Annotated in this window: 13 protein-coding genes and 1 tRNA gene; 6 read left to right on the top strand and 8 right to left on the bottom strand. The window is 46.2% G+C overall.

Translation table 11 applies throughout. The annotated features are described in order from the left end of the window. Positions 1 to 91: transfer RNA gene (locus LDL40_RS13015), tRNA-Ser, on the bottom strand. Positions 92 to 259: 168 nt separating this feature from the next. Between LDL40_RS13015 and LDL40_RS13010 the strand changes: the two genes are divergently transcribed. The 5 genes from LDL40_RS13010 to LDL40_RS12990 all read left to right on the top strand — a co-directional run bounded on the left by LDL40_RS13010 (position 260) and on the right by LDL40_RS12990 (position 2413). Further along, positions 260 to 928: a Bax inhibitor-1/YccA family protein gene (locus LDL40_RS13010; protein ID WP_300995805.1), complete on the top strand. Its 669-nt coding sequence runs from the start codon at positions 260 to 262 to the stop codon at positions 926 to 928. Positions 929 to 1109: 181 nt separating this feature from the next. Then, a complete protein-coding gene (gene tusD, locus LDL40_RS13005; protein WP_300995802.1) occupies positions 1110 to 1472 on the top strand; it encodes a sulfurtransferase complex subunit TusD in 363 nt (120 codons plus the stop codon). Continuing rightward, the gene (gene tusC, locus LDL40_RS13000) at positions 1472 to 1825 is read left to right on the top strand and encodes a sulfurtransferase complex subunit TusC (RefSeq protein ID WP_300995804.1); all 354 of its coding nucleotides are present in this window, start codon (positions 1472 to 1474) and stop codon (positions 1823 to 1825) included. The genes tusD and tusC overlap by 1 nt, the downstream gene beginning before the upstream one ends. Position 1826: 1 nt before the next feature. Beyond that, entirely contained in the window at positions 1827 to 2078 is a 252-nt protein-coding gene (locus LDL40_RS12995) for a DsrH/TusB family sulfur metabolism protein (protein ID WP_300995801.1), read from the top strand. Next, on the top strand, positions 2078 to 2413 hold the full coding sequence (locus LDL40_RS12990) for a TusE/DsrC/DsvC family sulfur relay protein (protein ID WP_300995800.1): 336 nt from the start codon (positions 2078 to 2080) through the stop codon (positions 2411 to 2413). Before LDL40_RS12995 ends, LDL40_RS12990 begins: the two co-directional genes overlap by 1 nt. 22 nt (positions 2414 to 2435) lie before the next feature. Here the strand turns inward: LDL40_RS12990 and LDL40_RS12985 are convergent, their stop codons facing one another. The 7 genes from LDL40_RS12985 to lrp all read right to left on the bottom strand — a co-directional run bounded on the left by LDL40_RS12985 (position 2436) and on the right by lrp (position 9835). Next, positions 2436 to 2630, bottom strand: a complete 195-nt coding sequence (locus tag LDL40_RS12985; RefSeq protein ID WP_300995799.1) for a hypothetical protein — start codon at positions 2628 to 2630, stop codon at positions 2436 to 2438. A gap of 57 nt (positions 2631 to 2687) precedes the next feature. Further along, positions 2688 to 3980 (bottom strand): serine--tRNA ligase, encoded by a 1293-nt coding sequence (serS, locus tag LDL40_RS12980; protein WP_300995798.1) that lies wholly within the window; start codon positions 3978 to 3980, stop codon positions 2688 to 2690. Between the two features lie 5 nt (positions 3981 to 3985). Beyond that, positions 3986 to 4360: a fluoride efflux transporter CrcB gene (crcB, locus tag LDL40_RS12975; RefSeq protein WP_300995797.1), complete on the bottom strand. Its 375-nt coding sequence runs from the start codon at positions 4358 to 4360 to the stop codon at positions 3986 to 3988. Further along, positions 4360 to 5685: a replication-associated recombination protein A gene (locus tag LDL40_RS12970; RefSeq protein WP_300995796.1), complete on the bottom strand. Its 1326-nt coding sequence runs from the start codon at positions 5683 to 5685 to the stop codon at positions 4360 to 4362. The genes crcB and LDL40_RS12970 overlap by 1 nt, the downstream gene beginning before the upstream one ends. Further along, the gene (gene lolA, locus LDL40_RS12965; protein WP_300995795.1) at positions 5682 to 6308 is read right to left on the bottom strand and encodes an outer membrane lipoprotein chaperone LolA; all 627 of its coding nucleotides are present in this window, start codon (positions 6306 to 6308) and stop codon (positions 5682 to 5684) included. Before lolA ends, LDL40_RS12970 begins: the two co-directional genes overlap by 4 nt. Positions 6309 to 6319: 11 nt before the next feature. After that, positions 6320 to 8980 (bottom strand): DNA translocase FtsK 4TM domain-containing protein, encoded by a 2661-nt coding sequence (locus LDL40_RS12960; RefSeq protein ID WP_367304327.1) that lies wholly within the window; start codon positions 8978 to 8980, stop codon positions 6320 to 6322. 369 nt (positions 8981 to 9349) lie between these two features. Beyond that, positions 9350 to 9835, bottom strand: coding sequence for a leucine-responsive transcriptional regulator Lrp (lrp, locus tag LDL40_RS12950; RefSeq protein ID WP_300995794.1), 486 nt, complete (start codon positions 9833 to 9835; stop codon positions 9350 to 9352). Between the two features lie 135 nt (positions 9836 to 9970). On the opposite strand from lrp, the gene LDL40_RS12945 reads away from it, so the two are divergent. After that, positions 9971 to 10527, top strand: a 557-nt coding sequence (locus LDL40_RS12945) for an alanine dehydrogenase (RefSeq protein WP_367304326.1), incomplete at its 3' end; no start/stop codon positions are given.

Below are 10527 nucleotides of genomic sequence, written 5' to 3'. Positions count from 1 at the left end.
TGGCGGAGGGGGAGAGATTCGAACTCTCGGAAGGCTATTAACCTTCGCCGGTTTTCAAGACCGGTGCATTAAACCGCTCTGCCACCCCTCCGGCGCCGCGTATAATAATCAGATTGGTTCAGAAAGAAAAGCATTTTTTTAAACTTTGATAAAACAACTTAAATGATTGAATTGTTTTACAAAGATAACTGCTGGCACTTTGGGAACTTCCCAAGTAAGATGCAGTCAGAAGAGTAACTATATGATGGAGAGAACAGCAATGTCCTACAACCAAACCACTCAAACTGGCCAGATAGGCCATAGTGTTGAAGTCAATAAAGTATTACGCAACACCTATTTCCTGCTTGCTATGACTTTGGCATTCAGTGCTGTCACTGCAGGTATATCCATGGCTATGAACTTCGGTTTCGGCATGGGGCTGGTGTTTTCCCTGATAGCTTTTGGCTTGATTTTTGTGGTCCAAAAGAAAGCAGATAGTGCCAGTGGCATCTTCTGGGTATTTGCTCTGACAGGATGCTTAGGCGCATCTATTGGTCCATTGCTGAACCGCTTCGCTGCAACAGCCAATGGCCCTGAGCTCATTATGCAGGCTCTGGGCTTAACAGCTGTGGTGTTTTTCTCACTATCAGCTTATGCCCTGAGTTCACGCAAAGATTTTAGCTTTATGGGTAACTTCCTGTTTGTAGGTCTGATTGTCGTTATAGTGGCAGGTCTGGCAAACATATTCTTCCAAATCCCTGCCCTGCATCTGGCAATTAACGCTGCTGTAGTGATGATTATGTCTGGTTTAATTCTGTTTGATACCAGCCGAATCATCAACGGCGGTGAAACAAACTACATCCGGGCGACTGTTGGTTTATACCTGAACATATTCAACTTATTTACCTCCCTGTTGCAGTTATTGGGCATCATGGGAAGTGATGACTAATAAAGGCTTGAGATAAGCTGATGTTACAGTAAAATGCCCCGCCAATGTCGCGGGGCTTTTTTATTGTCTTTTATGAACTGAAATAGCAGTATTGATGACTGCGTGGCCCCGCCCCATGTGGCTACAGGCTAATTCTTTAAATAAAAGGTTAATTTGAATATAAAATGCGAAAGGTAAGCAGATGACCAGTTTTGCCGTTCTGATTGAAGGCCCGGTATTGCAAGGCCAAAGCTTTGTCAGTGCCTTGCGTTTTATGCGTCAGGCTTTAGAGTCAAACCATGTAATTGATTCAGTATTCTTATACCGTGACGCCGTAGCCGCAGCCTCACCTCTGATTGATCTACCTTCGGACGAGCCAAACTTATCTACAAAATTGCAGCAGTTTTGTCGGGCGCACCATATCCCTTTGCTGTTTTGTATCACAGCAGCAGAAAAACGTGGCATATGCTCAGACGATGTACAACCAGCAGATGGCTACATAGCAGCAGGTTTAGCCGAATTTGCCATGCGTTTGGCTCAGTCTGACAAATTGGTACAGTTTTGATGAAGATAGCTGTGATAGTGACCAAACTGCCTTTAGAAGGTATAGCGGCAAAGGAAAGTCTGGACTTAATCTTTGCCCTGTCAGCTGTAGATCATCAGGTCAGCGTTGTATTTAGTGACGATGCGGTTTACCAGCTGGTACAAAGCACTGACAGCTCAGAGTTGATGGTTAAAGATTTCAGGCGTAGTTTTAAACTGTTTGAACTTTACGAAATAGAAAATTTATATATTTGTGCAGAATCTTTACGGCAACGCCAATTACAAGCCAATGTGCTTGTGCTGGACGTGCAGCCGCTGGAGAGCGCGGAACTAAGCCAATTGTTTTCTACGCAACAGCATGTGATTAAGGCCTGATATGAGACTATTTGATCTAAGCACCAACAGGTTATCTGATGTATTGAACCTTGCCGGTGCACAAGATAAAGTCTTGTTAAGACAAGATGCCGTGTATTTAATGACTGGGGGCCAGTTAAACCGTCTACCTTGCCCTGTTTATTGTCTGGCGCTGGATGCAGCAGTGCGAGGCGCAATTATCTCCGAACCTTTTACCGCACTCAATGACAGCGAGTGGCTGGATTTGGTGCTGCAGGCGAAGCAACAACTCTGATGACTGAATTAATTTTAAACAACCAAAGTTACCCGCTGGATAAGCATGGCTATCTGGCTGATTTAACCTTGTGGTCTCCACAACTGGCGGAAGAGTTTGCCCGTCTTGAACAAATCACCATGACCGAGGCGCACTGGGAAGTCGTAAATTTTGTCCGCGCTTTTTATCAGGAATACCAAACTTCACCTGCCATACGTTTACTGGTGAAAAGTATGGGAGAAAAATTAGGACCGGACAAAGGCAACAGTAAGTATCTTTTTCTATTGTTTCCGGAAGGCCCGGCTAAACAGGCAACACGAATTGCGGGCTTGCCCAAGCCAGCAAAATGCCTTTAGAGCAGTACATGAAAAAGGGCTGTTAGTTCAGCCCTTTGTACATAGTCATACCTGCGTCTAAGCTGGTTATCACCACTACGGCAATCACACCAATCAACACCAACCAGTACACCCAGCGTAACATCTGCTTCACTGGATTCTGGCGGGTTTTACGCACTACTACATGACGTGGTATAGGTGTTTTATTCGGTTTTTCTTGTTCTTTTATCAATGACATAAGTGTTACCAAATAGTCTGGAACAGAAAAGCTGCTCCATACAACTAAGCCTGCTAATTAACAGCGAATTTCGGTTTTGCCGCCCATATAAGGTTGTAATACCGCCGGAATTTGTACAGAACCATCTGCTTGCTGGTAGTTCTCTAAAATAGCGACCAAGGTGCGGCCTACTGCTAAACCTGAACCATTTAAAGTATGCAGCAGTTCAGGTTTTTTACCTTCACCCGGACGGAAGCGAGCCTGCATACGACGAGCCTGGAAATCGCCCATATTTGAGCAAGAAGAAATTTCTCTATAGGTATTTTGTGCCGGTAACCAGACTTCTAAATCATAGGTTTTAGTAGAGCCAAAACCCATGTCACCAGTGCAAAGCAACATTGTGCGATAAGGTAAACCTAACAGCTGCAGCACTTTCTCCGCATGACCTGTTAACTCTTCCAGCGCAGCAAAAGACTGATCCGGATGGACTAACTGTACCAATTCAACTTTATCAAACTGATGCTGGCGAATTAACCCACGAGTATCACGACCATAAGAGCCAGCCTCGCTGCGGAAGCATGGCGTATGAGCCGTATATTTTTGTGGCAGCTCCGAAAGTTCGAAAATACAGTCGCGGGCTAAGTTGGTCACTGGTACTTCTGCTGTTGGGATCAATGACATACCTACGCCTTCTTCTGTCGCAGGTTTGGTATGGAATAAATCGGCACCAAATTTTGGCAACTGGCCTGTGCCATACAACGAAGCGGCATTGACCAGATAAGGCACATACAACTCGGTATAACCGTGCTGCTCCGTATGTAAATCCAGCATAAACTGCGCTAAAGCGCGGTGCAGACGGGCAATTTGACCGCGCATCACGACAAAACGTGAACCCGCAATTTTGACAGCATTTTCAAAATCCAGCCCCTTGTCCAGCGCTTCCCCTAAAGCCACATGATCTTTCACGTCAAAATCGAACTTTTTGGGCTCGCCCCACTGCCGTACAACCAGGTTACCAGTTTCATCTTTACCCGCTGGCACAGACTCATGAGGCAAATTTGGAATCGCACTGACAATAGTATCCCACTGCGCTAGCACGGCATCGAGCTTTTGTTTGGCGTCTTCCAACTGAGCGCCTAAACCATCCACTTCAGCCAGTAATGGTGTAATGTCCTCACCACGGGCCTTGGCCTGACCTATGGCTTTAGATTTGGTATTACGCGAATTCTGCAAATCCTGTGTCGCCATTTGCAATTCACGACGCTGCTCTTCCAGCTGCTCCAGAGTCGCAACATCTAACTGAAAACCACGGTCTGCCAAACGTTGGGCAGTCTGAGCTAATTCGGCTCTTAAAAATTTTGCATCTAACATAGTGATTACTTCATTGAGCCCAGCTTTAAGCCCAGCCAGGCGAGTGTTAAACAAATCAGCACGTTTAGCACAACATTCAGACCGGCTTTCACCAAATCGCCTTGTTGCAGCAGTAAAACAGTGTCGAGTGAAAAAGTCGAAAAGGTGGTAAAGGCACCTAAAAAACCTACGCCGATCAGAGTCTTCCACGGATTGACCGTCAAATGCTCGGCTAAAAACAGGCCATAAAGCAGGCCTAATACAAAAGACCCGAGAATATTAACCAGCAAAGTGGCAAAAGGGAATGATTTACCACAAAGATGCAGGATAAATTCGCCTAAACCGAAACGGCAGCAGGCACCTAAAGCGCCCCCCAGAGCCACAGCCAGATAAACCTGCATTAGTCCTGTCCTTTTGCTTGTTGGTCCAGCATCGCCAAATAGGCCATTTTGTCCTGCAGTTGTTTCTCTAAACCGCGATCAGACGGCTGATAAAACTTCATTCCAGCCATTTCAGTTGGTAAATACGCCTCACCTGCGGCATAAGCACCTGGTTCGTTATGGGCATAGCGATAGGCTTTACCAAAACCTTGTTGTTTCGCCAGCGCAGTTGGTGCGTTACGCAAATGATCCGGCACTTCAAAGGATGGATGTTGCTGTACATACTGCCGCATCTGGTTAAAAGCGCTATAAACTGCGTTCGATTTTGGCGCTAACGCCATATAAACAGCCGCCTGCGCTATCGCCCGCTCCCCTTCTGCAGGACCAACACGGGCAAAGGTATCCCAGGCATCCAATCCAATAGTCAAAGCCCGGGGGTCTGCATTGCCTATATCTTCACTGGCAATAGCCAGTAGCCTGCGCGCAACATAGAGAGGGTCGCCGCCCCCTTCTAAAATCCGGCAATACCAATACAAAGCGGCATCAGGGTTGGAACCACGCACCGATTTATGAAAGGCAGAAATTAAGTCGTAAAAAATATCGCCCTGCTGGTCAAAACCCGGTAATTGGCGTGGTACTAACTGGCGGAATAAATCAGCTGTCAATTCAGTGTTGGCAGCGCCCTGCTGCGCTGTTTCTACCGCTTGTTCGAACAGGTTTAATAAGCGTCTGGCATCACCATCAGCCAGTTGCAATAATAATGACTGGGCTTCAGAACCAATCTGCACTTGCTGGCCATGTTGCTGATAATGCGCCACTGCCCGCTCTATCACTAACGTCAGGTCCTCTGCGGTCAGCTTTTTTAAAATGCAGACACGGGCGCGGGATAACATAGCGTTATTAAGTGCAAACGCAGGGTTTTCTGTGGTGGCACCAATAAAAATAATGGTGCCATCTTCAATATGGGGTAAAAAGGCGTCTTGCTGAGCTTTGTTAAAACGGTGCACTTCATCTACGAACAGCAAGGTTCGTTGATTCTGCACTAACCTTTGTTTAGCTGCTTGGATCTCTTCACGTATTTCTTTTACACCAGCTGTCACCGCAGATAAACGGGCGATAGCGGCTTTAGCATAAATAGCTATAAGCTCAGCTAAAGTAGTTTTGCCAGTACCTGGCGGTCCCCACAAAATCAAAGAGGAAATGCGCCCTGCTTCTATCGCCTTACGCAGTGGTGTACCGGGCCCCAGCACTTGCTGCTGTCCAACATAGTCAGATAACTGTGTTGGCCTCAGCAGCGCTGCCAGAGGCCTGATATCGTCGTGGAATTCAAAGCCGAGGTTGTTCACTTGACGCGTTGATCATCCACTTCAGCTGTGGCCGGAATAGTAAACTGAAATAGTTCTGAAGCCAGAGGCGTATTGTATTGCACCAGATTAAAATCAAAAGTGCTGTTCTGGCCATTACTGTCGGTGACGATCATTTTTGATAAAGCTAAACCTGCAAATTTAAGACTGAGCTTTTTCACCGCATTGCTTGGGTCTTTCGGTGTGATATCAAACTGATCATCGGCCCCTGTCACACTGTACTGAGCCCATAATTTAGGGTCGTGTGAAGTCAAAAGCACAAAAGGAGTCTTTTGTACTTGTTCTTTGGCGTCATAAATGCTGACCTGATCCAATAATTCAGCATAAAACCACAAGGTTTTACCATCACCAATAAACAGGTTTGGCTCAGGCGTCTGGGTTTCAAAACGAAATAAAGACGGCTGTTTTAATGACAACATGCCTTCGCCTTGCTGGATCAGCTTATTGCTGGCATCAACAACGCTTTGATCGAAACTGGCCTGAAAGCTGGTTAAACGCGCCAGTTTTTTCTGTAATGCTTCAGCTTGATCGGCTGCAGCCATGAAGGCGGGCAATACCAGAGACAAAATCAGAGCCACAGCTTTTTTTCCGACGTTTTTCTTCATATACACCTTAGTTAAAATACTTTAGGAGGAGGAGGCGCTAATACTTCGCGGTTACCGTTATGGCCTGCGCCACTGACGATACCGCTCATTTCCATTTGCTCAACTAAACGCGCAGCGCGATTATAGCCAATACGGAAGCGTCTTTGTACACCAGAAACCGAAGCTTTGCGGCTTTCAGTAACGAAGGCCACAGCCTGATCAAACAGAGGATCCGACTCACCATCATCATTTTCCATCGTTTCACCGGGTAACAAACTGTCTTCTGAGGGCTCGCCGTTTAAAATTTCAGAGATGTAATTTGGTTTACCACGACGTTTCCAGTCAGATACGACAGCATGCACTTCATGGTCATCGACAAAAGCACCATGTACACGGGTTGGAACGCCTGAGCCCGGCGGTAAGTACAACATATCACCCTGGCCTAACAAACTTTCGGCACCTTGCTGATCCAAAATGGTTCTGGAGTCGATTTTTGACGACACCTGGAAGGCCATACGGGTTGGAATATTGGCTTTAATTAAACCTGTAATCACATCCACAGATGGACGCTGGGTCGCTAAAATCAGGTGAATACCGGCGGCACGGGCTTTTTGCGCTATGCGGGCAATCAGCTCTTCTACTTTTTTACCGACTATCATCATCATGTCAGCGAATTCGTCAATCACCACGACTATGGAGGGCAACTTCTCAAGCTCTGGTGGCATCGTCATCATGTTATCACTAGGTTTCCAAATTGGATCACGAATAGGTGTGCCCGCAGCAATAGCTTCCTGAATTTTCTGGTTGTAGCCTTTTAAGTTCCGCACCCCTAAAGCTGACATCAGCTTGTAACGCCGCTCCATCTCGCCGACACACCAACGCAAGCCATTGGCCGCTTCTTTCATGTCGGTCACGACTTCTGTCAGCAAATGCGGAATACCTTCATAGACAGATAATTCCAACATCTTAGGGTCGATCATCAAAAAGCGTACATCTTCAGGCGTGGATTTATAGAGCAAACTACAAATCATTACATTAACGCCGACTGATTTACCTGAACCTGTAGTACCAGCCACCAGTAAATGCGGCATACGGCCTAAATCGGCCACGACGGATTTACCGGCAATGTCTTTACCTAGCACCATAGTTAAAGGCGACTTGGATTGTATAAAGACTTCATCGCCTATCACTTCAGACAAGCGCACTATCTCACGGAATTGGTTCGGTAGTTCCAGACCTATATAAGATTTACCCGGTATCACTTCCACCACACGCACACTGATGGCCGATAATGAACGGGCTAAGTCTTTGGATAAACCTGTGATTTTGCTCACCTTGACGCCTGGAGCTAAATCCAACTCAAAGCGTGTCACCACAGGTCCAGGCAATACAGCCACTACTTTGGCGTCTACACCAAAATCCAGTAACTTCGTTTCAACTAAACGTGACACCCGCTCTAAATCGGCTGGGTCTATCGGATTAGTGGCCTTGTCAGGTCTGTCTAATAATGAAAGTGAAGGTAAATCATCAGGACTGAAACTGGTACCTTGTGGTGTGTCGTCTTCATCTTCTTCGTCCAGCACAACAGGACCTACCACTGTCTGACGCTCTACTTCAGCAAAACTCTGTTCCAGATGCTGTAATTGCTCCGGTGAATAGCCATCATCCACAGCAGAAAAGCTCAAATCATCATCAGCCAGTGTATCCACACTGACAAAAGCCACAGCTTCGGTTTTTTCGTCCAAAGGGGCAAAAGGTAAGGGTTCAATTCTCTGTGGATCAGAGACATAAACACGGCTTGAATGCAGCTGGATCTCTTCAATATCTGATAAAGGGATCTGCTCTTCCTCGGCTGTAACCTTAGTTGCAGGTACAGCTTCACTCAAAATCGGGTTTAACCTTATCACTTGGGGAGCAACTACGGGTTCACTAGATGATATATCTGCAGGTTTTGGCGTCGTATCCGACGATATTTCAGGTTCTAGTCGCCGCGCTGGTTCTGTAGCGCCCGTCTGAAAAGACAAAGGCGATATTTCTTTAGCCATTGAGCGCTGAGCCAGATAATGCCCCAAACGAGTTGGAGTCTGATACAAAGCGAGCAGCAGACGCATAGTTAATGCACCTAGTTCATCTGCCACCGTGACCCAGGAAATACCGGTAGCCAGGGTTAAGCCCGTAGATAAACCACATAACAACAGCAAAGTGGTGCCAATAAAATTAAAGTTTGGCATTAGCATAGATGCAACCACGTCGCCTACCACACCACCTGATGAGAAATAAAAAATATCGTTAAAATTAATACTGCTAATAGCGCTGGCGCAGATGATACTCAGCACTATCCCTATAAGACGTAACCCCAGAATCAGGTAATCCATTTGCAACAACGCCATAGTTCTGCGAGTGAGCAAATAGCCGGCAAAAGCAACCAAAGGCGGAACCAAATAAGCGATCCAGCCAAAAGTAAATAAAAGAATGTCGGCAATCCATGCGCCTTTGGGTCCTGCATAGTTATGGACAGCCGTTTGATAACCAGCCTGTGACCAGCTGGGGTCAGCCGGGTCAAATGACATCAGAGCCAATAGCATAAAAGCAGCGAAACCGAAGCTGAGGATCAATCCCACTTCAGATAAACGCTGCATTCCGTTTAGAGAAAACAATAATTTGGCTCGTAACCTTCTGGCTTCACTCAACACAACAAGATCCCATTTATTCTAAGAATTCTACCTACTTAAGATACCAGAGTGACAACCCTGTTGCACCCCTTTATACCCAGGTCGTATGAAGCAATAGCCTTATTGACTAATACTTCAGCGACAAAAGGTTATATAAACTTTAACGCCTGAACAGTGGCTGTACAAAACCCCTTCGTCCTTGATGCCATAGCGTCGTTGACTACGCTGCTCGCCCCAGTCACATAGCAACAACTATGCTCCTGGGGTCTCACTCGCTCGTCGCCTTGCTCTGGCAACAATGCCTTTGGGGTTCCCCTTCGAGCTTGAAGTCATAGCGTCGTTGACTATGCTGCTTGCCCAATTCATATAGGAACTATCAAGACACCTGCATCAATTGACAGCCACAAAAGTGGTTTGTTTTACTTCTTCCATCACCACATAAGTACGGCTCCCGCGCACACTGGGTAAACGTAATAAAGTTTCACCCAAAAGCTCGCGATACGCCGCCATATTGGCCACCCGGGTTTTTAATAAAAAGTCGAAACTGCCGGAGACTAAATGGCATTCCTGTATTTCATGTAACTTCTGTACAGCCTTACTGAATTCATCAAAATCTTCCGGAGAGGTTTTACTTAAAGTAATTTCAACAAAAACCAGTAACGCGGAACCTACTTTATTCGGGTCGACTTGTGCTGTGTAGCCTAAAATATAGCCTTCAGCCTCCAATTTACGTACCCGCTCCAGACAAGGGGTCGCACTAAGCCCTACCCTTTTCGCTAATTCAACGTTAGCAATACGGCCGTCGTGTTGTAATTCAGTCAGAATTTTTCGGTCTATCCGGTCTAGTTTTTTTACACTTTTACTTGTTTCATACATGGCAGATAAAAATTTCAGTTTTCAGCTTATAGCAGGATTTATAACTGCGATCGCATCAAAAAACAACAGGTAAAACTACAATTCAGTAACTATACTAGGCAAAAATTTTACTCAACCCTACACAGGCGGAATATCATGATTATTGGCGTACCTAAAGAGATTAAAAACCACGAATATCGCGTCGGTATGACCCCTGCCAGCGTGCGTGAGCTGACTGCTCTTGGCCACACTGTTTTTGTTGAACACAACGCAGGTAGCGGCATTGGTTTTGGCGATGATGCCTATCAGGCTGCAGGGGCAACAGTATTAACTACTGCTGCTGAAGTCTTCGCTAAAGCAGAAATGATTGTAAAAGTAAAAGAGCCTCAGGCTGTTGAGCGCGCTATGTTGCGTGAAGGCCAAATCTTGTTTACTTACCTGCACTTAGCACCAGATCTGCCGCAAACTGAAGACCTGATCAAATCAAGAGCTATTTGTATTGCTTATGAGACAGTCACAGACAACCGTGGTGGCTTGCCTTTGTTAGCTCCTATGTCTGAAGTGGCTGGCCGTATGTCGATTCAGGCTGGTGCCCGTGCACTCGAAAAATCATGTGCCGGTCGCGGTATGTTATTAGGTGGCGTACCAGGTGTTGAACCTGCCAAAGTCGTGATTATCGGTGGCGGTATGGTCGGTACCAACGCAGCTCAGAT

Origin of the sequence: Rheinheimera sp., assembly GCF_020217005.1 — a bacterium.
In the GTDB taxonomy this organism is placed as follows: domain Bacteria; phylum Pseudomonadota; class Gammaproteobacteria; order Enterobacterales; family Alteromonadaceae; genus Pararheinheimera.
The sequence above is the reverse complement of the archived record's forward strand: the minus strand, read 5'-3'. Positions and strand labels throughout refer to the sequence as shown.